This is a genomic window from Shewanella sp. KX20019 (assembly GCF_016757755.1).
In the GTDB taxonomy this organism is placed as follows: domain Bacteria; phylum Pseudomonadota; class Gammaproteobacteria; order Enterobacterales; family Shewanellaceae; genus Shewanella.
Window position 1 is genome coordinate 1,180,294 of the sequence record NZ_CP068437.1, and the last position, 23,448, is coordinate 1,203,741.

Annotated in this window: 19 protein-coding genes and 2 pseudogenes; 11 read left to right on the forward strand and 10 right to left on the reverse strand. The window is 45.0% G+C overall.

What is annotated here, in order from left to right; translation table 11 throughout:
• The first annotated feature begins 34 nt into the window (after positions 1-34).
• The 8 genes and pseudogenes from JK628_RS05190 to JK628_RS05225 all read left to right on the forward strand — a co-directional run bounded on the left by JK628_RS05190 (position 35) and on the right by JK628_RS05225 (position 10,709).
• Positions 35-1,255, forward strand: coding sequence for an FAD-dependent monooxygenase (locus tag JK628_RS05190; RefSeq protein WP_202288268.1), 1,221 nt, complete (start codon positions 35-37; stop codon positions 1,253-1,255).
• A 267-nt stretch (positions 1,256-1,522) separates the two neighbouring features.
• A complete protein-coding gene (gene gcvT, locus JK628_RS05195) occupies positions 1,523-2,617 on the forward strand; it encodes a glycine cleavage system aminomethyltransferase GcvT (protein ID WP_202288270.1) in 1,095 nt (364 codons plus the stop codon).
• 293 nt (positions 2,618-2,910) lie between these two features.
• Complete coding sequence (gene gcvH, locus JK628_RS05200) at positions 2,911-3,300, forward strand: glycine cleavage system protein GcvH (RefSeq protein WP_202288271.1); 390 nt, start codon at positions 2,911-2,913, stop codon at positions 3,298-3,300.
• A 268-nt stretch (positions 3,301-3,568) separates the two neighbouring features.
• Positions 3,569-6,457 (forward strand): aminomethyl-transferring glycine dehydrogenase, encoded by a 2,889-nt coding sequence (gcvP, locus tag JK628_RS05205; protein ID WP_202288272.1) that lies wholly within the window; start codon positions 3,569-3,571, stop codon positions 6,455-6,457.
• 316 nt (positions 6,458-6,773) lie between these two features.
• A pseudogene (locus tag JK628_RS05210) lies at positions 6,774-7,205 on the forward strand (glycine dehydrogenase (aminomethyl-transferring)); the annotation flags it as partial.
• Positions 7,206-7,796: 591 nt separating this feature from the next.
• The gene (locus tag JK628_RS05215; protein ID WP_202288273.1) at positions 7,797-8,714 is read left to right on the forward strand and encodes a hypothetical protein; all 918 of its coding nucleotides are present in this window, start codon (positions 7,797-7,799) and stop codon (positions 8,712-8,714) included.
• 118 nt (positions 8,715-8,832) lie between these two features.
• Positions 8,833-9,555: a DUF4365 domain-containing protein gene (locus JK628_RS05220; protein WP_202288274.1), complete on the forward strand. Its 723-nt coding sequence runs from the start codon at positions 8,833-8,835 to the stop codon at positions 9,553-9,555.
• Positions 9,556-9,731: 176 nt separating this feature from the next.
• Positions 9,732-10,709 (forward strand): transposase, encoded by a 978-nt coding sequence (locus tag JK628_RS05225; protein WP_202288275.1) that lies wholly within the window; start codon positions 9,732-9,734, stop codon positions 10,707-10,709.
• 234 nt (positions 10,710-10,943) lie between these two features.
• Here the strand turns inward: JK628_RS05225 and JK628_RS23260 are convergent.
• Positions 10,944-11,433 (reverse strand): annotated as a pseudogene (locus JK628_RS23260) (transposase); the annotation flags it as partial.
• A 152-nt stretch (positions 11,434-11,585) separates the two neighbouring features.
• On the reverse strand, positions 11,586-12,890 hold the full coding sequence (locus JK628_RS05240; protein ID WP_202288278.1) for a hypothetical protein: 1,305 nt from the start codon (positions 12,888-12,890) through the stop codon (positions 11,586-11,588).
• Between the two features lie 814 nt (positions 12,891-13,704).
• On the opposite strand from JK628_RS05240, the gene JK628_RS05245 reads away from it, so the two are divergent.
• Positions 13,705-14,100 (forward strand): hypothetical protein, encoded by a 396-nt coding sequence (locus JK628_RS05245; RefSeq protein WP_202288280.1) that lies wholly within the window; start codon positions 13,705-13,707, stop codon positions 14,098-14,100.
• Between the two features lie 172 nt (positions 14,101-14,272).
• A complete protein-coding gene (locus JK628_RS05250; protein ID WP_202288281.1) occupies positions 14,273-14,836 on the forward strand; it encodes a hypothetical protein in 564 nt (187 codons plus the stop codon).
• A gap of 121 nt (positions 14,837-14,957) precedes the next feature.
• On the opposite strand, the gene JK628_RS05255 is transcribed toward JK628_RS05250, so the two are convergent.
• Positions 14,958-15,272, reverse strand: a complete 315-nt coding sequence (locus JK628_RS05255; RefSeq protein ID WP_237524147.1) for a hypothetical protein — start codon at positions 15,270-15,272, stop codon at positions 14,958-14,960.
• 191 nt (positions 15,273-15,463) lie between these two features.
• Between JK628_RS05255 and JK628_RS05260 the strand changes: the two genes are divergently transcribed.
• A complete protein-coding gene (locus JK628_RS05260) occupies positions 15,464-15,865 on the forward strand; it encodes a hypothetical protein (protein WP_202288282.1) in 402 nt (133 codons plus the stop codon).
• A 204-nt stretch (positions 15,866-16,069) separates the two neighbouring features.
• Here JK628_RS05260 and JK628_RS05265 read toward each other — a convergent pair whose 3' ends face one another.
• The 7 genes from JK628_RS05265 to JK628_RS05295 form a co-directional block, all read right to left on the reverse strand.
• The gene (locus tag JK628_RS05265) at positions 16,070-16,546 is read right to left on the reverse strand and encodes a hypothetical protein (RefSeq protein ID WP_237524148.1); all 477 of its coding nucleotides are present in this window, start codon (positions 16,544-16,546) and stop codon (positions 16,070-16,072) included.
• A 497-nt stretch (positions 16,547-17,043) separates the two neighbouring features.
• On the reverse strand, positions 17,044-18,744 hold the full coding sequence (locus JK628_RS05270; RefSeq protein ID WP_202288284.1) for a Na(+)/H(+) antiporter subunit D: 1,701 nt from the start codon (positions 18,742-18,744) through the stop codon (positions 17,044-17,046).
• Positions 18,731-19,111 carry a hypothetical protein gene (locus JK628_RS05275; RefSeq protein WP_202288285.1) on the reverse strand — a complete coding sequence of 127 codons (381 nt, stop codon included), beginning with the start codon at positions 19,109-19,111 and terminating at the stop codon, positions 18,731-18,733. Before JK628_RS05275 ends, JK628_RS05270 begins: the two co-directional genes overlap by 14 nt.
• On the reverse strand, positions 19,101-20,591 hold the full coding sequence (locus tag JK628_RS05280) for a monovalent cation/H+ antiporter subunit D family protein (protein WP_202288286.1): 1,491 nt from the start codon (positions 20,589-20,591) through the stop codon (positions 19,101-19,103). The genes JK628_RS05275 and JK628_RS05280 overlap by 11 nt, the downstream gene beginning before the upstream one ends.
• Positions 20,588-22,066, reverse strand: a complete 1,479-nt coding sequence (locus JK628_RS05285; RefSeq protein ID WP_202288287.1) for a monovalent cation/H+ antiporter subunit D family protein — start codon at positions 22,064-22,066, stop codon at positions 20,588-20,590. Before JK628_RS05285 ends, JK628_RS05280 begins: the two co-directional genes overlap by 4 nt.
• Positions 22,060-22,428, reverse strand: coding sequence for a cation:proton antiporter subunit C (locus JK628_RS05290; protein WP_012143999.1), 369 nt, complete (start codon positions 22,426-22,428; stop codon positions 22,060-22,062). Before JK628_RS05290 ends, JK628_RS05285 begins: the two co-directional genes overlap by 7 nt.
• Complete coding sequence (locus tag JK628_RS05295; RefSeq protein WP_237524149.1) at positions 22,428-23,420, reverse strand: Na(+)/H(+) antiporter subunit B; 993 nt, start codon at positions 23,418-23,420, stop codon at positions 22,428-22,430. The genes JK628_RS05290 and JK628_RS05295 overlap by 1 nt, the downstream gene beginning before the upstream one ends.
• Positions 23,421-23,448: the final 28 nt, after the last annotated feature.

The window sequence follows — 23,448 nt, forward strand, 5'->3', positions numbered from 1 at the left end:
ATATTCTATTTTGTTAAATGAGTAAGGGATGAAAATGTTAAGCACAAAAACTTATGATGTCGCGGTTGTTGGCGGTGGAATGGTAGGGTTAGCTACCGCCATTGGCTTGGCAATGAAAGGCGTTAACGTCGTAGTGATTGATGCAGGGCAAACTCATGCCGTCTCTGGCGCACCTAAACTCAGAGTGAGCGCCATTAACAAGGCGAGTCAGCAGTTACTCACTAATTTGGGCGCATGGCCTTATCTAGCAGCAAGTCGCATCAGCCCATATCAAAAAATGCAGGTGTGGGACAAAGATAGTCTCGGTAAAATTGACTTCGATGCACATTCTCTTAGCGAAACCCATCTAGGCGCCATCATCGAAAACGACTCTATCGCCTTTGCATTAGCGGAGCGCGCGAGTGAATTTGAAGAGCTAACCTATATCGAAAACCAACGCCTTGAGCGCATCGCCTTTGGCGAGCGAGAGGCATGGCTAACCTTAGATAATGGCGAAAATATCAGTGCGGCATTAGTGGTTGCCGCCGATGGTGCTAATTCCTGGGTGCGGGAACAGTGCAAAATCCCGATGACTTTCTGGGACTACAATCACCACGCCATCGTCGCCACTATTCGCACCGAACTGCCCCATAGGGACACCGCCAGACAAGTATTCGATAGCGAAGGGCCGCTGGCTTTCCTACCTTTATATGAGAAAGATCTTTGCTCAATCGTGTGGTCAGTGTCGCCCGATAAAGCCGAAGCGCTGCTAGCGCTGGACAAACAGCTGTTCGAGCGTGCACTCACAGCCGCATTCGATGGCCGTTTAGGCATGTGTTCGCTCGAGAGTGATCGCCAGGCATTTCCGCTACGTATGCGTTATGCGCGCCACTTTGCCCGCCATCGTTTAGTGTTGGCTGGTGATGCTGCCCATACGATTCATCCATTAGCTGGGCAGGGGGTTAACTTGGGTTTCTTAGATGCCGCCAGCATCATAGAGACAGTCAGCGAGCTAAAGGAGCAGGGCAAAGACATTGGTGATTACCAAAACCTGCGTAGCCTTGAGCGCTGGCGCAAAGCCGAAGCACTAGAGATGATCAGTGCAATGGAGGGCTTTAAAAGGCTATTTGAGGGCACTAACCCCATCAAGAAAGCGATCCGCGATCTTGGCTTGAATCTGGTGGATAATTTTGCGCCATTGAAAACACTGTTTATTCAGCAGGCGCTAGGCAAGAAAAAAAGCCTGCCTAAGCTGTGTCAAAGCGAACAAGATTAACATTTAACTGTTTTAGCTAAAGGTGAATAAGCCTTTTATTTCATGCACTTGTTATTTGACCCTTGAAAAGCAGCATTTTAGTGTAAAAAAATTACATGTGTAACATGAGAAAAACTAATGGCTAAACTGTTCGGATTAGAAAATTCTTTTGTATACAAAAGCAATACTCAAGGTATAATTTCGCCGCATTTTAATACGACCCAATTGATCTGGTGACAAGCACCCTACACCAGTTGCAGACTCGAATACCCCAAAGAAGGGATAGAAATGGCTAACAAAACTGTACTTTTTAACAAGCACCTAGAATCAAATGGCAAGATGGTAGATTTCCACGGTTGGGATATGCCACTTAACTACGGTTCACAAATCGAAGAGCACCACGCAGTGCGTCAAGACGCGGGTATGTTCGACGTATCACACATGACTGTGGTCGATGTGATTGGTGACGACGCTTGTGCCTTCTTACGTAAGTTGCTAGCCAATGACGTAGCCAAGCTAAAAGTACCAGGCAAAGCCCTGTACGGCGGCATGCTTGATCACAACGGCGGCGTTATCGACGACCTAATCACCTATTACCTTTCTGATACTGAGTATCGCATCGTGGTTAACTCTGCGACTCGCGAAAAAGACTTAGCTTGGATTGCCGAGCAGGTTAAAGGTTTCAGCGTTGAAGTGACCGAGCGTCCAGAGCTGGCAATGATTGCCGTTCAAGGCCCTAACGCCAAAGCAAAAGCCGCGACTGTATTTAACGACGCGCAAAACGCTGCGATTGAAGGCATGAAGCCATTCTTTGGCGTGCAAGCTGACTCACTCTTTATTGCCACTACCGGTTATACCGGCGAAACAGGTTACGAAGTTATCGTTCCTGAAGCTGAAGCCGAAGCATTATGGCAAGCATTTTTAGACGCAGGCGTTAAGCCATGCGGACTCGGCGCACGTGACACCCTTCGTCTTGAAGCGGGCATGAACCTATATGGCCTCGATATGGACGAAAGTGTTAACCCACTGGCAGCCAACATGGGCTGGACTGTGGCATGGGCACCAGAAGATCGCGATTTCAACGGTCGTAAGGCCCTCGAAGCGATTAAAGCGCAAGGCGCAGACAAGTTAGTCGGTCTTGTGATGGATGCTAAAGGCGTGATCCGTCACGGCATGTCAGTGTTCTTTACAGACAGTGACGGTGTTGAGCAACAAGGCACTATTACTAGTGGCACCTTCTCGCCAACGCTAGGTTACTCAATCGCCATGGCGCGCGTACCGCGTAGCATTGGTGATGTTGCAGAAGTAGAGATGCGTAAGAAGCGCGTCCCTGTTAAAGTGATTGCACCGTCGTTTGTACGTAACGGCAAACAAAATTTTTAATTGATTTAGCGACTATTGGCTAAGTTGATGGACTTGGCCAGTAGGGTAAAATTGCAGTTCAGGTCACTTTAAAAATTATTTTTCATTAGCGTTTAGCTTAGCGGTGAATATAATGAAGAGTTGTAGCCTTATCCTATTGAAGACTATCGAAATGATATCAATCGGATTAATGGCAAAAATGTGCTTAAAACTGCTGCGCAAACGCGCAATAAACTGATATAAGCCCTATAGGCAGATCAGTAAACGTCTTATTAAAATACAGAATTAGAACTATCGAATAAGGATTAAGACCAATGAGCAATATCCCAGCTGAACTTAAATATGCTTCTTCTCACGAATGGATCCGCAAAGAGGAAGACGGTAGCTACACAGTAGGTATCAGTGAGCACGCTCAAGAGCTATTGGGTGACATGGTGTTTATTGAGCTGCCAGACGTTGGCGACGAGCTAAACTCAGGTGAAGACTGTGCCGTCGCTGAATCAGTAAAAGCCGCTTCAGACATCTACTCACCACTAACAGGTGAAGTTATTGCCGTTAACGAAGCGCTAGAAGATTCACCAGAGCTGGTTAACAGTGACGCATTTGGTGACGGTTGGTTCTTCCGCGTTATGCCAACTGACCTCGCTGAGCTAGAAAATTTGCTTGATGCCGAAGGATATCAAGCGGTTATCGACGACGAATAAGTCGCGATAATCAACAAAGCCCCACTCTGCTAAAGATTGGGGCTTTGTTCGTTATATAGCCCTTGGTCTAAATTCTGATATAAGTCCATGGTATAAGCCCAAGGTATAACCAGCTTAATAACGAAAACAAAAATAGATACCATACCAATGCTATTCGCCCAATGAGCAAGCTTGTTCAGCGTGTTAATCGCCTTGGTATAAGACAACGAGACCGGTAAGTCCGCCCCCTACAGGCAGGATGCTGGCAAAAAATGGAACTAGGTTACTCATGACCAAAGAAACCCTTACGCAGTTAGAGCAGCACGAATTATTTCTTCGTCGTCATATCGGCCCAGGTGCCGATCAGCAACAAGAGATGCTGAATTTTGTGGGTGCTGAATCGTTAGAAGACTTGACCGGACAAATTGTTCCAGAGTCTATCCTTCTTAATCGTGACCTCGCCGTTGGCGATTCATGTGGTGAAGCCGAAGGCATGGCTTATATTCGCCAAATCGCGGATAAAAACAAAGTCTTCAAAAGCTACATAGGTATGGGTTACTACGGTACTGAAGTCCCGAGCGTTGTTCAGCGTAACGTGCTTGAAAATCCAGGTTGGTACACGGCATATACGCCATATCAACCAGAGATTGCTCAAGGTCGTCTTGAAGCTATCCTTAACTTCCAGCAGCTATCAATGGACCTTACCGGCCTTGATCTAGCCTCTTCATCACTGCTTGATGAAGCCACTGCGGCCGCCGAAGCAATGGCGATGGCTAAGCGTGTTTCTAAAGCGAAAAAAGCCAACATCTACTTTGTGGCTGATGACGTATTCCCACAAACAATCGACGTGATAAAGACTCGCGCTGAATGTTTTGGTTTTGAAGTGGTTGTCGGCCCAGCACAGGACGCCGTTAACTACGACCTCTTTGGTGCGCAGTTCCAGTACACCAACCGTTATGGTCAAATTGTTGATCACAGCGAACTGTTTGCACAGTTACATGCAAAGAAGGCTATTGTTTCAGTCGCGGCCGACATCATGTCACTGGTTATCCTTAAGTCTCCAGGTTCTATGGGCGCCGATGTGGTATTTGGTAACTCACAGCGCTTTGGTGTTCCAATGGGCTTTGGTGGTCCACACGCGGCATTCTTCGTCACACGTGATGCACACAAGCGCTCACTACCAGGCCGTATTATCGGTGTATCACAAGATACTCGCGGTAACCGTGCCCTGCGTATGGCAATGCAAACGCGCGAGCAACATATTCGCCGCGAAAAAGCTAACTCAAATATCTGTACCGCACAGGTATTACTGGCCAACATGGCGTCGTTCTACGCAGTATTCCACGGCCCACAGGGTCTTAAGGTGATTGCCGATCGCATCCACCGCCTAACCAACATTCTTGCTGCAGGCCTAACCGCTAACGGCGTTGAACTGCTTAACAGCACTTGGTTCGACACCTTATCCCTTAAAGGGCTAGACGTTGCCGCAGTGACTGCACGCTCAGAAGCGGCAGGTCTTAACTTGCGCATCGACAGCGATGGCGTGCTGGGCGTGAGCTTGGCGGAAACAACGACACGCAGTGACGTTGCAGAGCTATTTGAGGTTATCTTGGGCGCAGATCATGGTCTAGATGTCGCTAAGCTTGACGATGACATTCTTGCTAACGGCAGCAGCTCAATTCCTGCAGAGCTAGTACGCTGTGATGCTATCCTGACGCACCCAACCTTTAATCGCTACCAGAGCGAAACCGAGATGATGCGTTACATCAAGCGGTTAGAGAACAAAGATCTGGCATTGAACCACTCAATGATCTCACTCGGTTCATGCACCATGAAGCTAAACGCAGCCACCGAGATGATGCCTATCTCTTGGCCTGAATTTGGTAACATGCACCCATTCTGCCCGCAAAACCAAGCGCTGGGTTATGCACAGCTGCTTGAAGAGCTTTCAACTTGGTTAGTGGATATTACCGGTTACGATGCGGTATCCCTGCAGCCTAACTCGGGTGCACAAGGTGAGTACGCCGGTCTGCTAGCGATAAAGCAGTACCATGAGTCACGCGGTGATGCACACCGAAACATCTGCCTTATCCCACAATCGGCTCACGGTACTAACCCTGCTTCAGCGCAACTCGCTGGCATGAAAATCGTGGTTACTGCCTGTGATAAAGCCGGTAACATCGACATGGACGACCTGCGCACTAAAGCGGCAGAAGTGGCTGACAACCTATCGTGCATCATGGTGACCTACCCATCGACTCACGGTGTGTATGAAGAAACCATTGCGGAAATTTGTGACGTTATCCATGAGTTCGGCGGTCAGGTTTACCTTGATGGCGCCAACATGAACGCACAGGTTGGCCTTACATCACCAGGCTTTATCGGTGCTGACGTATCACACCTTAACCTACACAAAACCTTCGCGATCCCACATGGCGGCGGCGGACCAGGTATGGGCCCAATCGGTGTTAAAAAGCACCTTGCGCCATTCCTATCGGGTCATACTGTGGTTAAGCATGGTCTAGAATCTGACAACAATGGTGCCGTATCTGCTGCGCCATACGGTAGCGCTGGTATCCTGCCTATCACTTGGATGTACATCAAGTTATTAGGTAAGAAGGGTCTACGTCAATCGACTCAAGTAGCACTGCTTAACGCTAACTACATGATGAAGAAGCTGTCTGAGCATTATCCTGTGCTTTATACCGGCCGAAATGATCGTGTTGCCCATGAGTGCATCATCGACTTGCGCCCACTTAAAGAGTCATCGGGTGTGACTGAGATGGATATCGCCAAGCGTCTTAACGATTACGGCTTCCACGCGCCAACCATGAGTTTCCCAGTTGCGGGCACCTTAATGATTGAGCCAACAGAGTCAGAATCTAAGGTAGAGCTAGATAGATTCATCGAAGCGATGATCTCTATTCGCGGCGAAGTCGCTAAAGTAGAAGCAGGCGAGTGGCCAGCGGACAACAACCCGCTACACAACGCGCCGCATACACTAGCCGACATCATGGATAGCGAGTTTGATTCACGTCCATATAGCCGCGAAGAGGCCGTGTTCCCAACGGCAGCGGTTAAGCTAAACAAGTTCTGGCCTACGGTTAACCGTATTGATGACGTGTTTGGTGATCGAAACCTTATGTGTGCTTGTGTACCAATCTCTGACTACGAATAATTGCTGCTTGGGCTCGCTACTGCTGCGTTGAACCTCGGCTCCAGTGCTCATTGACTGGAGTCAACTCCGCGCTAGAGCCTTCGGTCCGCCTTGCATTGGCATCGCCAGCGACGCAATTATGATGAAACGCACCCTAGTGGTGCGTTTTTTATTGGGCGGGATTGTGGAACTTGGAGACGTTTTCGCACATCTCGAAATAAGGAGTTTGACAATAGTCAACTCCGCGGCGAAAACCATCGGCTTCCTTGTCTTATCATCGGCAGTAACGCCATTATGGCTTTGTTGGTTGGGATTAAGTTTACTCTGACCCCATTTATTACGCCCACTTAAAGAGTCATCGGGTGTGACTGAGATGGATATCGCCAAGCGTCTTAACGATTACGGCTTCCACGCGCCAACCATGAGTTTCCCAGTTGCGGGCACCTTAATGATTGAGCCTACGGAATCTGAGTCTAAGGTAGAGCTAGATAGATTCATCGAAGCGATGATCTCTATTCGCGGCGAAGTCGCTAAAGTAGAAGCAGGCGAGTGGCCAGCGGACAACAACCCGCTACACAACGCGCCGCATACACTAGCCGACATTATGGATAGCGAGTTTGATTCACGTCCATATAGCCGCGAAGAGGCCGTGTTCCCAACGGCAGCGGTCAAGCTGAATAAGTTCTGGCCAACGGTTAATCGTATTGATGACGTGTTTGGTGATCGAAACCTTATGTGTGCTTGTGTACCAATCTCTGACTACGAATAATAATGGCTACTTGTGATGAGTGTTAATTAAGTTTGTGACTATATTAATGAAGTTTGTGACCGTAATTAAGATTGTGACTGGCTAGATAGCGAAACGCTCATAACGACATTAAAAAGCGAACCTAAATGGTTCGCTTTTTTTTGAGCTCTGTTTTACTTTTTCTCGGCTGCTAAGGGGAGCGCCGAGTTAGTCTAACGTTCGTTAGCTTAACTCTTTGGAGGGGGAACTCGAAAATGCCCCATAATCAGTTTCACTGATAAAAGTGGTAAATAGCACAATTAAAGCTTCAGGCTTATAAAAGCTAATGTGGGAGACAAGATGCAAGACCAGCCCACAAATTATCATATATGCCGCAGCCTAGAGACTTTTATTCCTGCTTGAACATTGCACTTTATGCAATGATAGAGGTTCTTTGTTTCACTCAGGCAAAGAAACAGAGAATCAGTTCTTTTTATGTTATAACTCATTATTGATACACTGCTTTACTGTTAGTCTTGAGTGATTAAAGTACTGGCAGCTTGTTCTTATTAAGACCGATCTTATTCGGAATTCAGCCTAATATACTGTTATGCCAATGAGGAGTGTTACAACTTGACCACTAGAATAACTCCTAGAATGATTGATCTAACTTATGAAGCATTATTAAAGTCATTCTGGAGGAAAAATGCGCTTAGTAAATTTCTTCGAGCTTCGCACGTATCTGAAAATTTTATTTCTTCGTGGGCGCAAGATGAATCAAAACGTAATTTATTAGATCGTATGTTTCAAGGGTTACAGGCGAGCGATAGGGGGAAATCTTTAATTTTCCAAATGGCACGAAGCTTATCTGAACAAACAACTTTTCCTGACTTACGTAATTGGGAAGATTCACAACATAAAATACAAGAAGCAACTAAATCTGTTAATGACCTGAAGAAGTACTTGAAACAGCAAGATACTAAAGCTGAAAGTGAGAAAGAGAAAAAAGAAAGCCGAGAAAAGACAAGAAAAGAAAGAGAAGCGGTGCAACGTGCTCAAACAGATATTAGTAAACTGCAAAGTGAAATGGATGCAATGCACTCTAAAGTCGGTACTCAAGCAGGCGGTTATGAATTTGAAGAATGGTTTTATAAACTATTAGATTTCAGCGAAATACAAAATAGAAAACCTTATAAAACTAATGGACGACAAATTGATGGTTCTTTAACAATTGAAGGAACTACATATTTGGTAGAGCTTAAGTTTACAAAGGGACAATCTGGAGCTCCTGATATTGACTCACTAAAGGCTAAAGTGAATAAAATGGCAGACAACACCATGGGAATAATGGTTTCAATCTCAGGCTATAGTAGTGTTGCAATTAGTGATGCATCTGGCAGTAAAACTACATTACTTGTACTCGATGCTAGTCATTTATATTTATTTCTATCTGGTGCAATGAGCTTCATAGAAATCATTACACGAATTAGGAGGCATGCATCCCAAACAGGAGAAGCATACTTAGCTACTAGCCAATTTGGTGGTCGCTAAAATTGGCATGGTAAGGGGTTTAAATGGAACTAAAACAGTGGGTTACGTTTCGCTTTGCTACACATTTTAATCCACTGTTTTAGTCCGCTTAATGCGGCGTTATACAAAATGGAGAGTCATGCAATATAAAAGTAGAAGTGTTACTGGAGATGCAGGAGAATATTTCTTTGCATATAAATTAACATCTATGTTTTCTTGGGTAGTTAGGCTCCTTGACGTTGATTTAGGGGTGGATGCTGAAGTAGAAGTCGTAGAGCAAGAAAAAAGTGAATTTAGATTAATTAAAGTTCAAATTAAATCTTCTACAAACATAACAGGAAACACGCATAGTATCAGTGTTTCAGAAGAGCATATTTCGTATTGGAAGAATAGTAATTTACCTGTAATTGTTTGCCTTGTTGATTTAACAACCGAGAAAATATATTGGCGAAAAATTGAATCAGAAGGCGATTACTCCACAAGTGGCGTCAGTTGTAAAGTGCAATTTGACTTAACAAAGCATGAGTTAACAGCATCAACAAAAGAAGCTCTGATTGATATAGCTATACCAAATGAGGTCAAAGAGTATGAACGTTTGAAAGATCTTTTGAATATTGAGCTTAACAAACTTCCATGCCCTGTTAGGCATTATTCTGGTCATTGTGGTGAAGAGTTAAGCACTTTATATGATGCAATAGCGATTGCTCGGCCTCTGCTCGATAAACTAAGAAATCTGATATTTATCCACCCAAATATTGGTAATAACGGTGTGAACTCTAGAACAGAAAATATTCAACTGTTCTTAAATCAAAGTTCAAATTACTGTGATTTATGCAATAGGGAAGAAAACGGTTACGATTAGATTTTGTATGGCAATGTAATTAAACCGGACCAAAACAGTGGGTTACATTCCGCTCCGCTCCAGATTTTAACCCGCTATTTTAGTCCGCTTATAAACCAAACATAGACACCCATCATTAATTGCATGTTTTAGTGCTTCTCACTAAGCTTTAGTCATTGCTTAAGTAAGAGGTTGTTATGCCCCGTCCCAGAAGTACGTTGATTAGCTTAGAAGACACTCCCTATTATCACTGTTGTAGCCGTGTCGTTCGGCGCGCGTTTTTATGTGGAGACGATAAGTATACCGGCAAGAATTACGACCATCGTCGCGGGTGGGTTGAAGCGCAAATATTGAAATTAACTGAAGTGTTTGCGATTGATGTTGCGGCGTATGCCGTGATGAGTAATCACTTGCACGTAGTGCTCTATGTTGACCTGGATACTGTAAATAACTGGTCAGATAAAGAGGTGGTTGAACAGTGGCACAAGTTATTCAATGGTACTGATTTAACGCAAAAATTTGTTAAGGGAGAGGTGATTGAAGAGTGTATGGTCGGGGCATTAAAACACTTAATAGCGACTTACCGTTCACGTTTGAGTGATGTTAGCTGGTTTATGCGTTGTCTTAATGAACCGATTGCTCGGCAGGCTAATTTTGAAGATAACTGCACAGGGCATTTCTGGGAAGGGCGCTTCAAAAGTCAAGCATTGCTGGATGATGCCGCAGTGCTGGCCTGTATGGCCTATGTAGAGCTTAATCCTATTCGCGCTGAGATGGCTAAAACGCCTGAAAAATCAGACTACACCAGTCTCCAACTGAGAGTGAATGCCGCTCTGAAAGGGAAGCAACCAGCCAAGCTCTTACCTTTTATCGGTAATGAAAAGAAGTATCAACCAAAAGGTATCAATTTTTCGCTTAAAGATTACTTGATACTTGTCGATGAAACGGGGAGGATTATTCGTGATGACAAACGAGGTTCTATCTCCTCCAATGCAGAGAAGATATTGAGTAGACTGAATATTCCTAGCGATAACTGGCTGAAAATAGCTACTGATTTTGGTAAGTTGTTTCATGGTCCAGTCGGGTCATTACAAGAACTGACCCATTACTGTGAGCATCTAGAAAAGCGACGACGGCACTTTGCGAGTAGCTGCCAGTACTTCTCGGCAAGTTGAATCTATAGAGCCACAAACCTTTCAGTTTTTGAGTCACTCTAAGGTAGACTCACTGTGATTAAAATCTTCGAATTTGCTGCGAAACACACCTTTCTATCGTATTACCCTGCCTAAATAATGCTTTTAGAAGTCACTTTGCTGGCTTTCACCAACTTAGATGCTCGTCATGGGAATATAGCTATATAGTGCTGATTAATAATGGGTGGCTTTAGGTTTTTCTTTTCCTTGAGGGTGAATGGCAAGATAAACACAGTGGGGTGTACATAGCTCTGAGGCTTTTCCTAGGGCGTTGACTTGATAACTCGACCATTGATATTCACTAGGGTCATCGACCATATTAGCTCTTACTGGATTAAGTTCGATATAACGATAGAGCTGGATTAAGTAGACTTCTGTTTGTACTAGGCAAGACTTATAGCGCCCCTCCCATAGTGTTCCTGAGCGTTTATAGGTGTAATTGAAATACCTTACATACTGTCTCCCAAGGGATTGCATCATTTGACTAAATAGCACCAGTTTTCAGTGGAGTGCAAAGTAAGTGAACGTGGTTTGTCATAAATACCCAAGCATGAATTTCTACCTGAAACTTCTTGGCGTAGTCCTTTAGCCATCCCGTATAGGCAATAAAGTCTTGTTGTGAAGCAAAGCAGGCTTGGCGATTGTTGCCGCGTTGAATGATATGTTGAGGTACACCTATAGGGTTGGCTCTAGGCTTTCTAGGCATGTGCAAGTTCCTTTTGCAAAGCTCATTTATAGCAGAGTATAGGTCAGTTATTTAATTTTACTCTGACCCCAAATTTTGCAAAAGACAATAAAAAAGACAGCTAATGCTGTCTTTTTTAGTTTTATCATTGCTGATAAAAATCTTATATAAAACTAATCTTCAAGAAAAACCGTTAGCTCCATATAGTTGGTTTGATAATCAAGTACACTGATTTCATCATCTGTCATGCGATTTCTGTCGGCTAATAACTTACGCCATTCATTTAATGTTTTAACTGAGTCGTATCCTCTGATACCAATTCGTAAGTTAGGTAAACTAAGTGAGTCAAACTTTGCATCTAAAGCTGTAGGCAGTTTTAGATCTGGCATGCTACCTGATGCCCCGCCCCAAATAGCCCACTCGGCATGACCATCATCGGTAACCCCCGACAGAGTCATATGAGTCAATGCAACATCACCAACACCTGTAAAATCATATTGATAAGGGGCTTGTCCAGTAGATATTTCCGCTAATAATGCGTTAACAGAATCAACGAAGCCGTTTGCTGGATCCCAGAGCATAACCGGAGAAGTGGCGCCTTCGGATGTAACAAGGTGTCGCGCTGAACTATAACTTTCAGCGAGCTTATTACCCACGTACTCTTGACCATATATCGCCGGCCAAACATAACTTTTATTAGTTAATGTCGGATAAACAAATACCAAATCATTTGAGCTATAATTACGCCAACCATCAAACGATAAAGCATATAAGTACCTTGCGTTATTAGGGTTAACGTAATCAACGGCTACACCTTCGTGAGTAAAGTCGCTCAAGCCCAATGTATATTGTGTTTGATTGCTTAAATCAATACTGCCAGCGAGACTGCTCTGACCATCAGCAGCAACTAATTGCACATCGATTGGACCTGTACCATCACACCATTCTATTTCGGGATTACTAGCCAATGGCATTAATTCGAAGCTACTGCCTCCCAGGTACAACATACTGTCAGGGGCATCGGCTATAAGCGACTGCACTGGAAACTCGACTTGTTTACAGTTACAACCTTCTTCGTTGTTATCATCCCTAAAATAGGTAACACCTAAATCACCGGCCTCAACATCAACAGTAGAGATAACCTTGAGTTCAGGCTGGTCTTTATAATAGATCTGATTTTCCGCGGTTAAGGTGAGATGTTTTGCGTTACTCGGCCAGTCAGCAGTGAGCGCTCCAGCGCTATCTGTTACATACTCTGCAATAATGTCACCGGTATTATTGTGCACAAATACGTTAACATCAGGCTTAGGTTTTTTGATTCCACATTGATTACTAACCACTGTATTTAAGGTGATTTGTGGCGCATTGCCGCCGGATGAACCACCATTGTCTGTAGAGCCTGATGAGTCATCTCCGCTGCCACAAGCAGTTAAAACCAATGCGAATATTGCAGTCAACGTCCATTTTTTTGCCGTCATGTCTTCTTCCTGAATATGTTGAGATACACTAAATAGTCACTTATTTAGCTTTGTAAAATACGTTCCTTTAACGATAAGTGGAGCTTGTTAAAATTAAGGTGATTGTGGTAAAGACTCAGATATAAGAACACTTATAAATGATTAAAGTTATATAGAGCCTCTACGGCAATGGCGCTAATTTAGGTCCGAAATCAGTAAAAATCAAACCAAGACCACTGTTAAAAGCATGTAAAGAAACGTGGTCGCAACCGTACAGTTTTACAGCAAAAAAGTCTATATGCTTATATACAAAAAAACCGATTTATAATGAGTAAATCAGTAGGGTAGAGTAATTTTTTCAGCTTAGAAGGGAAACCAATCATAGTCACCCATCATTAATGGCATGAATATCGACCTCCAACTATGCTTTGAAAGCTCATTTAGCAAGGAGGTTGCATGCCAAAGCCGAGACGAACTCTCATTAGTATTAAGCTCTTTATTTGGCGAGAAAATTCCTATTAGTACTGTTGAGCGGCGTGATTAGTAATGGGTGGCTTTAGTCATTTGTTTTATTGGCATCGATCACTTGCTATAGTGATTAATAGTTGTTAATTTGTACGAAATCATTTTTATCACAGGCTATACAGTCTGTTAATAGATTAATGCTTAGTAAACTCGTAAGGGTGAAACGCAGGGCTGGCCGCCTTTCTATTTGATACAAACCATACGGTTGTATTGTGATATTCAATTGGGGTTTCCTCCCTAAAGGGGAGCCTGTTCGCATACAGAACGCCACTGACTTGCATGCGGCATCAATTAAGTATTGGATACAATTATGCCTGTTAAACACGTTCAAAGAACTGCTCCTGCGAATAACTACTACAGAAATACCTCTTTCGAAACTCTAGCTGTCAGCTGGCTAACTTATGATGGTTGGGAAGTTTTCACGCCTATCATTGATCATGACATGAAAACAGATTTACTGATTAGCGATGGTGACAATTTTTATCGAATTCAAATCAAAACTGTTGAAACTAATGATGAAAGTTTTCAAGTAGAGAATAGATGGGGTGATGCAAAAATCGACTTCGTTATCTATTTTTCTAAATCTGCAAATTGGGGGTATATCATGAAACCTTTCATGCAGAAAAAAAAGTCACTGAAAGCTAAGGGGCATATCAAGTTTCACCAGCACGCTAAACCATTTATCAAAGCATTTAGTGCGATCTAGAATAAGTGGGGAGCCCTCAGACTCTGATCTCCAATTTTGGATCTTTGAGGAAGAGTAAAGTATAAGTACTCTTATGAACTTTGGCGCATCCCTAATGGTCTCGGTGGTTACTACATGAATAGAAGCGGTACATACAGTACTATTCCATACTCATTTATATAGGTTTATTAGAATGCTGTTTAAAAAGCTATATTTCCTTTTACTATCTTTACTGTTGATGGCATGTAGCCCCCACTACAACGAACAGGACATTACTAATTCAGAAATGCTTCAGGAACTAGAGCCGTTAAAAGTAGTACTCGCGAAATATAACATCGTTGAGTTATCTTACTTTTCTGACGAGGTACTTGTATTAAATGGCATTGTATTAAATCCAATAAAAAGTACATTTGGCTTAAGTCCTGATAGTGGTTTTATGGAGACTTATACTGAAAAAGCAACTAAAAAAAGCTATACGAAGTGGAAGCAACTTTTAGCGAAAACTCAGCCGTTGACTAATGTAACCCAAGAACAATTTCATCAAATCATGGCTGATATGGCACAAATTGGTGTAACAGATATGTTCAACGATAAGCAATTTAACATCATCCGTATTCAATGGGGTAATTCTATTATGTGGGGAATTAATGGGCTAATCATTGGCGATGCTAAAAATGCAGCTGCTTTTCAAAAACATTTTAAATATGATGTTTTCAAGCAAGTCTCTGATGGAGTTTATTTTTTTCAGCTGCTTTAGTTTAGGTATTAATTTACTCCAATCATAGACCCCCATCATTAATGGCATATTTTGAAAGCAACCACAAAAAAGCGCAGCTTGTGCTGCGCTTTAGTTTCAATATGGGTAATTTTAAGCGTTATTAACGCTTCAGAGAGAACATCTGTTTAAGCTGGGCTTTTTCTGCATCAGAAAGCATAGTCTCGTGGGCGACCTGCATACTAGTTGGGCAGGCTTGCTCATTGTCTAAAACCTTATCGAACACCTGAAAATGGCTACCTGTTACTGTCTGATATTGGCAAATTAGCAAGTTCTCATCAGTGTTAGATTGCACCAAATTTGCTGTTACTGCAGTATTTACGGAAGCATGAACGCTGCTAATTGAGATAAACAGGGTCAGAGCGATTGTGGATACCGTTTTCACTGCTGTTGCTAACATCTTAGTTAATTGCTTCATCTGTCGCCTCTGCTTAATCATCCTAATTCGATTACTAATATAACTACAGAATGCTGTACCGCAACTTAACCATTTATCGGCGTTTTTACTGGCTGACGGTTGCATCAGGGATCATTAGCTAGCAAAATCTACGTTATAAGCAGAATGACTCATGACCCCTACTTACGACAGACGCAAAGGCTAAGACACATATGCATCAAGAATTTCCGATTACGATTGTGGCCGATGGCAGGTTTTCTAACTCGCTTAAGCCGTTGTTGAGCCAGCTGGAGATGTGGATCAATTTTCAGGCGCTTAAGGCGGATTGGTACGGTAATGAAGACTGTATCTTGTCTTTTGATTTTACCTTGGTCAGAACATTAGAAGACAAAGCACAACAGCTGACTTCTACAAGCGGTGAGAGCACAGATAGTTGGATTGTAGAGTCTGGTTACGCTTATCGCTTTGAAAGCAGCACTTTGAAGACTAGCGCCTTTATTGCTGTTGCTGATTTGCTTGAGGCTGGTACTGGTATTGAACCAGCGATAAAAGCAAGACTGGTCAGTGTAGCCAATGCTATTGGGGTACAGCAGGGGTTGTTGGGGTTGGAGTAGGAAGTCTGCTTTAATCTGTTTATACTTGTAAATCAAGTGGTTGACGGGTTGACGGGTTGACGGGTTGACGGGTTGACGGTTTGACGGTTTGGCGGCCATTATTGAATCTAACTGATTTGGTGTTTTTGGATATGCGTGTTCGTCACAATTTAGAATAACATGGCCACCTAGTGTTAAATTTAGGGTTATATACACAGCTAAATTTTACTCTGAGCTTGACGGATCTAGTGCTATGACAAACAAGCAATCAAAGGTTATTTGGCCGATATCAATATTTGACATGTCCACCATTCCAGAAAGTCGCACAGTTCCAGTCTGACCTTGAAAGCGACCAGTACCTTCCAAAATAGCATTTTCGTTGCTTGCGGCTCCCGTTATGTGAGTTATGGATTGGCCATCTGGAGTCACTATAGCCTTTGTGACGGGCTGAACGGTTGTGTTTCCTCTGGTGACAAGTGTACCTTGGGGGAAATTGAAGTATGTAGTCCCAACCAATGCAAGTCCGTCGCCAACGCTGGCAATCATCGACAAACAGTCGACAGCTGTACCAATCAAATGACCATTTTCGCCATTGAGTAGATTGACTTTGAAACAAGTAGCGTCATCTTCAATACCATCACCGTCAATATCAGGTACCTTAAGTAGCTCCCCGTTCCCAGTACCAACCAAGTTTAGGACCATTACATTCCCTCCACCTTGATTTTCTCCTATAGCATCTAATGGAACACTTATAAAAATAAATGAAACCAGTGCAATTATAATTTTTGTATTCATCGTTGTATCCTTAATGGGATAGATTACATGTGCGATAAAAGCAGCATAATTCGTGCCCTATTTTAATTAACTGGTTTTATTAGTTTTACTTTTTTGTAATTCTCCCCCCGGAAAGGGTGAACACATAATCTGTTCAATGTGAACACTTATGGAGTTAAGCACGAGAGGCCTGATTAAGAAAAAATCAATCAAAGCCATCCCATCGTTGATGGCGGTACTGGTATTGAACAAGCGATAAAAGCAAGACTGGTCAGTGTAACCAATGCTGTTGGGGTACAGCAGGGGTTGTTGGCTTTGGCATAAATAGAGTCAGATTCTGACCCTATTAAAAAAACGGCTTACATATCGCTATGCAAGCCGCTTGAATTCACTGCTTTAGGTCACAAGAAAGTTAAACTGAATGCCTAACCAATAAACCCGAGAAACAGGTAGGACGCCAGTAGTACGGCTACCCACAGCACCATATTTCCAGATGGGTATGAGCCTGACAATAAGCCGCCTAAGCCTTTATGCTTGCTGGCAATAAAGCTCTGGCATTGGCTTAACTTGCCGCGAACCGCGTTGCGCATTGCACCGTCTGCCTGCCAAATAACTGCAAACACTTTGGCAAGCACATTGGGTATGGCGCGTCTGTAGATCCAATCTACATCTAAGTTGGTCGAGCGCAGCTCTGGCGGGTACATGTTTCTCAAGTTCAACCACACAAAGGCTAAGGCTGAGAACAGTAGCAGCTGAGTTTGGGCTAACACGTGGGTCGCATCATAAGGGTTGTAACCCGTATCATATGGCAGCAGCGAGTATAGCGCCGCAGGGTAGATACCGATGGCGACACACAAGCTCGCAGCGATAAACATGGCGAACAACATATTGCGCGGTGGATCGCTGGCACGTAGTCCTGAGTCGTGGGCGAAGAAGGCGAAGTAGGGGATCTTGATCCCTGCATGATGGAACACGCCTGCTGAGGCGAACAGCAGCATCAACCAGATCCAGTCAAAACCGTTTTCAAGCGCCGCTGACATCACCATAGATTTACTGACAAAGCCACTGAACAGCGGGAAGGCTGAGATAGAAGCCGCACCGACAATACAGAGTATGGTGGTCTTGGGCATGGTCTTATACAGGCCGCCCAGATCTGAGCCGTTTATTCTGCCGGTCATATGCAGGACCGCGCCCATGCTCATAAACAGCAAGCCTTTGAAGATCACATCGTTAAAAGCATGTGCAATGGCGCCGTTGATTGCCAGTGCGGTACCGATCCCGATACCCACCACCATAAAGCCCACTTGGTTTATCAAACTATAGGCCAACACTCTGCGAAGATCATTTTCAATTACTGCAAAGAAGATGGGGAAGCAGGTCATGGCTGCGCCAATGTATACCAGCAACTCAGTGCCAGGGTAGGCGCGTGCTAAGGCATAAACAGCCACCTTAGTGGTAAATGCACTAAGGAGCACAGTGCCGGTTGGCGTGGCTTCAGGATAGGCGTCGGTGAGCCAGGTATGGGCAAACGGGAAAGCACATTTAATACCAAAGGCGATAAAGATCAGCCAGCCAGCGATACTATCTAGGCCAATATACTCAAAAGATAGCGAGCCTGTTTCAGAAGCATAAAATAGCGCCCCTACCAGCAAGATCACGCCCGATAGCACTTGAATGATCAGGTAGCGCATACCGGCGTGATAAGCGCGGGACGTTCTACGCGCCCAGATTAAGAATACCGAGGTAAATGCCAGTAGCTCCCAGAATACAAATAGCGTCAGCAGATCACCGGCAAATACTGCGCCTAGCGCACTACCTGCATAGAGCATGGCGGCAACTTGCTGTACGGTATCTTTAACATGCAGCGAGTAGATGATGGAGATGAAGGCGGCGATATGAAATACATAGCCAAACATCAAGCTCAGTTTATCAGCGCGATAGGGCACTAATTCATAATCTAAAAACGTCAGCTGCAGATGAATGCCCTCAGGCACAGTCCACAGGTGCATTGCGCTAATGACAGGAATGGCCACCATTATCGCACCGCGTAATTTGCCACTGGTCATTGCAGCAATAAGCCCGCCTATAAAGAACAGGGTGAAGGGCGGTAACTCAAGCATCCACATTGTGATCACCTATTTTTTTGTTTTCAGTCTGATTGTTGGCACCCTGGTGGGCGTTTTCATCAGTCGCTTTTTCTAAACTGTTTTCATCATCATAATAATCCTCTGAGCGCATCAGAAAGGTACGCATCCAGCGAGCGATGACCACCAAGACCACACAGCCGATAAAGCCATAGATGGGGTAGAAGGCAGGCAGGTTTTCCCAGCTATGATAAACATGGCGGTTGATGACAAAATCAAGCACCACGACGAGCACACAGCAGGCATAGAAAATATTCATAACCCACTTGGTATTTTTGGGGTTATCAAAGAAGTACTGCTTATTATCTTTCTCTTTCTCTTTCTCTTTCTCTTTCTTATTAATGTCCATGGCTAACTCCAGGTACAGTTAAGATGGTTTTGGCCAACTCATAGAGGGGCTGTGGATAGATGAACAAGATAAGGCAACCTAAAGTGGTGACAGCTATCGCAACCAAAGAGATTAGCGGTGCTTCCTTGACCCCAGCCTTTGCCGCTGGATGTCCCTTGCCAGGGAAAAACGCATGGTATGGGATAGGCAATAGGTAGGCGATATTGAGCAGTGAACTCACCATCAATACCATCATGATGACCCAATAACCTGTTTCCATGGTGCCCATCAACAGAAACCACTTACTCCAAGTACCGCCAGCTGGTGGTACGCCAATAATACTCAGGCTGGCGATAAAAAAGGCCGCCATGGTGATAGGCATAGTAAAGCCCAGACCGCGCATTTCGCTTATCTTAGATTTATGAGTGGCGACCAGAATGGCGCCGGCACAGAAGAACAGAGTGATCTTACCAAACGCATGAGTCGCAATGTGCATCGAGCTGCCGATAACACCAGATGTGGTGGCCAGCAACGCACCTATGGTGATATAGCCCAGCTGGCTGATTGTCGAGTAGGCAAGGCGCGCTTTTAAGTTGTCCTGACGCATGGCTACTATTGAGGCGAGCAGCACAGATGCAGCCGCTAGGTAGAGCAGGAACTCGGTTGTCGGCAGGGTGGGCAGTAACTCGATACCAAAGATAAACACACAGACCTTTAATATGGTGAACACGCCAGCCTTAACAACCGCTACGGCATGCAGCAGCGCGCTCACTGGTGTCGGCGCGACCATGGCAGCGGGTAGCCAGCGATGGAACGGCATGATGGCCGCTTTACCAATACCAAAAACAAACAGCACCAGTATTGCGCCCGCTAGGCTGGTATCGACGTTGTCGCCGAAGATGCCGCCTGGGGTGAAGTCCAAGGTGCCAGCCACAAACCAAGTTAAGATAATCGCCAGTAGGAAAAAGGCGATAGAGGTGCCGAGTAAAATTCCTAAATAGACCCGTCCTCCCTGCTTGGCTTTTTCTGTGCCAGCGTGGGTCACTAATGGATAAGTGGATAGGGTCAACACTTCGTAGAAGATAAATAGCGTGAACAGGTTGGCCGAAAAGGCCAGCCCCATCACTGCACTTATCGCTAAGGCAAAGCAGAGATAAAAGCGAGTTTGGTTATCCTCGCCGTGACCACGCATATAGCCGATGGCGTAAAGGGTGGTGATGAGCCAAAGAAAGCTGGCAATGAGGGCAAACAGCATCCCTAATGGCTCAACGACAAAGCTGACTTCAAGGCCTGGTAGCAACTGCCACCAAAACACCTCGATAGAGGCACCAGCACTGAGGCCTTGATAGAGGTTTATTACACAAAAGAGCACCGCAAGACTGAAGCTTATGGTGACAGCCTCACGAAGGTTGGGATGCTTTCCCGTTGCCAAGATCGCCAAGGTGGCGAGCAGTGGCAAGATGATGGTTAGCTGTAGCAACAGCTCCAAAGATAGATTCATGGGTTAATTCCAAACAAGCTTTGAGAAGCCGCCTGTGCCACCTGCACACTAAGGCGGGTATCGATACCAAAATAGATATTGGCCAGTACCAGTGCCCAAATTGGGGCAAGGAAGGTCCAAGGGGCTTCCTGCACCGCTTCACGACCCGGTAGAGGAGGCTTAAAGTAGGCTATCTCAACGATACGCCATATATAAAGCACAGCCAATAGTGAGCCCAGTAGTACCAATACTGCCACTGGCCACATGCCCTCTTCAATGGCGGCAACAAGCAGGTACCACTTGCTGACAAAGCCAACGGTTAACGGCACGCCAATCAAACTCAAACCAGCGACAACAATAGCTGCCATAGTGAGGGGCATCTGCCTGCCTAGCCCTTGGAACTGGCTAAGTTGTACGCTGCCGATGCGGTACATCACCGCGCCGAGGGCTAAAAATAGCGCGCTCTTCATCAGGGCGTGATTAAACAGGTGCAGCAGGGTGGCCATCAGGCCTGTGGTCGTGTTGATGGCATAACCAATGATCATGTAGCCAACTTGAGCGATACTCGAATAGGCGAAGATATGTTTAACATTGGTTTTATATATCGCTGCCGTTGAGGCTGCGAAAACCCCGACCAGACCAAGGATGATAAATATGTTCTGCAGTGGCAAGGTAGTGAAGGAAAACTCGATGCCAAATACCGTATAGGTGAAGCGGATCAGTAGGTAAACCGCAACTTTAGTCGCCGTGGCAGCGAGAAAAGCTGTCACTATTGAAGGCGCATAGGCGTAGGCATTAGGTAACCACAGGTGCAGTGGGAACAGTGCCAGTTTTAGACAGACGCCGACAATCAAAAAGGCAAACGCGGCAAATACGGTGCGGGTTTGGTTAACCTCTGCAAGCCGAGTGGCGAGATCGGCCATATTCAGCGTTCCCGTCATCTGGTACAGCAAGCCGATGCCGATCAAAATAAAGGTCGCACCTATGGTGCCCATGATCAGATATTGATAAGCGGCCCAAAGGGCGCGTCTATCTTTGCCAAGTGCAATCAGCGCATAGGCCGATAGTGAGGAGATCTCCAAAAATACGAATACATTGAACACATCGCCAGTGGATACGATGCCGAACATGCCCGTTATTGACAGTAGATACAGGCTATAAAAGAGTGTGTGGCGATCTTCAGGCAGCTCTTTTTGGATACTGGTATGGGCTGCAAATAGCACGACCGTACCGACAGAAGAGATGATCAGCAGCAGAAGAGCGTTGAGCTCATCGATACGATATTCGATACCCCAAGGGGCATCCCAGCCACCGAGTTGATAGATAATGGTGCCTGAACTCATCACCTGTTGTAGTAAAAACATGCTATTGAGGCAGGTAAAAGCGCAAACGAATAGGGCAAATAGCCATACCAGTTTAGAGCGGTTTAGGAACCAGCATAAAGGCGCTGCCATCAGCGGCACAATAACTTGTAAAATAGGCAGATGGGCTAGCACGATGTTTTATCCTCAGTGAGCTGATCTTGAATTTGAATCTCATCCTCCTCGATAGAGCCATAGGACTCTTTGATTCTTACGACCAGTGCAAGGCCGAGCGCCGTGGTGGCAATACCAACCACAATCGCGGTAAGAATAAGCACATGGGGCAGGGGATTAGAGTAGCGAGCCACACCTTCAGCCAAGATGGGTGCGCTACCGCTATCGACATTACCCATACTGATGTAAAAGATAAAAACCGAGGTTTGGAAAATCGTTAAGCCAACCAATTTTTTGATCAGGTTGCCATGGGCGATAACGATATAGAAACCTATCATCATCAGCAGTACCACGATCCAGTAGTTATAGAGTCCTAGTACCATTATTCCCCCTCGCTTTTGTTTAGTTCTGTAGCGTGCTGTTGTGCTTCTCTGCGACCGGCAAAGTTGAAAAAGATAATGATCATCACCGCGGCAACGGTGCAGCCAACCCCAAGTTCGATCAGCAAAATACCTAAGTGCTGACCAGCAATAGGGTCGTCAGCGAGTACGTTGTAATCTAAGAAGTTACCGCCGTTAATGAGTGAAACCACACCAACGCTGGCATAGAGCAATAAGCCGATAGCTGCTACCAGTTGGATAATCGTCTGATTAAAGACACGCCTTGCGGTATCTAGGCCATATAACATGGCATAGAGAATAATTGCTGCGGCAAAAATCACACCTGCCTGAAACCCGCCTCCGGGGCCAAAGTCACCGTGAAATTGCACATAGAGTGCAAATAAAAGGATAAAGGGAATGAGTATTTTGCTAACAATGCGCAGCACCATATGCTGCTCATGCATCTCATCTTTTTTGATCTTTTCTCGGCTTTCATCTAATTGATGAGACTTGCGACGTCGGGGCAGTGACAGCAGTGATAACACACCAATACCAGCAGTAAAGATAACGGCAACCTCACCTAAGGTGTCAAAGGCACGGTAGCTCGCCAGTACTGAGGTGACAATGTTAGGTACACCGACCTCCTGCATAGAATCATTAATATAGCGAGGAGCGACATGCTGATGAACGGGGGCATCGAAGCTGCCAAAATAGGGCATATCTAAGGTGCCGTAGATCAGCATGCCACCTGTGATAAAGACAACCAGTAAGGCCAGTAGCGGTTTATGACGCTTTGGCGCCTCGCGGCGTCCAGTCATGGTGATGGCTGCCAGCATGAGTAAACCTGAAATACCAGCGCCGACAGCGGCCTCTGTAAAGGCCACATCCACGGCATCTAATACCACAAAGAAGCTTGCTGATAGTAAGCCGTAGATCCCGGTCAACATCACCACGGCCAACAGATCTTTTGTCCGTACAATGGCGATAGCGATCACGACGAGAAAGCTTAATAGAACGACATTA